The organism is Leisingera sp. F5, from assembly GCF_001593695.1.
The window spans coordinates 1-1,124 of the sequence record NZ_LUKH01001308.1; the positions used below are offsets into that span (position 1 = coordinate 1).

Below are 1,124 nucleotides of genomic sequence, written 5' to 3' on the forward strand. Positions count from 1 at the left end.
GGATGAACAATTCCTCCGACAGGGTCTCGGCCCGCTGCATCCGCAGATCCATCGCCGGAGTGGCGCGGGAGTCCAGCACCACGATATCGGCTTCGGTCCCGGCCTCCAACGTGCCGATCTTGTCCTCCAGCCCCAGCGCCACGGCGTTGCCGCGGGTGATCCAGTGGAAGGCGCGCAAGGGGTGCAACTTTTGGTTCTGCAATTGCAGGACCTTGTAGCCCTCGTTCAGGGTCTGCAGCATCGAATAGCTGGTGCCGGCGCCGATGTCGGTGGCAATGGCATTGGTGATGCCGCGGCCGCGCAGGCCAGCGTCGTCAAACAGCCCGCTGCCCAGGAACAGGTTGGAGGTCGGGCAGAACACCGGCTTGGCCTGGGTCTCCGCCAGCGCGTCGATCTCGCGCGACTGCAGGTGAATCGAGTGGCCCAGCAGCATCTTTTCCGTCAGCAGCCCATAGGACTGGTAGACATCCAGATAGTCGCGCGCCTGCGGATAGAGTTCGGCGGTAAAGGCGATCTCGTCATGGTTTTCGGACAGGTGGGTCTGGACGTAGCACTCCGGGTGTTCCTTCACCAGCGCACCGGCCATTTCCATCTGACCGGGGGTGGAGGTGATCGCAAAGCGCGGAGTGACCGCGTACATCCCGCGGCCCTTGCCGTGGTATTTTTCGATCAGCGCCTTGGTGTCGTCATAGCCGCTGACAGGCGTGTCCAGCAGACCCGCCGGCGCGTTGCGGTCCATCAGGACTTTACCGCCGATCATCCGCATGTTGCGGCGCGCAGCCTCGTCGAAATAGGCCTCGGCCGAGGTTTTGTGGACCGAGCAATAGGCCACCGCCGTGGTGGTGCCATGCGCAGTCAGCAGGTCAAAGAAATGCCCGGCCATCTCCGCGCTGTGGCCTGCATCGGCAAACCGGACCTCCTCGGGGAAGGTATAGTTGTTCAGCCACTCCAGCAGCTGCGAGCCCCAGGAAGCGATCACCTGCACCTGCGGGAAATGCAGATGGGTGTCGATGAAGCCGGCCATCAGGATATGCGGGCGGTGGTCGATCACCTCGGCAGCCGCGGCCTGCTGGACAAGATCGCCATAGCTGCCTTTGGCCAGGATCATCCCGTCGGCGACCAGC

Annotated in this window: 1 protein-coding gene; it reads right to left on the bottom strand. The window is 63.4% G+C overall.

Annotated features, from left to right (window positions below):
• Positions 1-1,124 (bottom strand): guanine deaminase (gene guaD / locus A2I95_RS41015; RefSeq protein ID WP_291738028.1); only part of this gene is annotated, 1,124 nt, incomplete at both ends.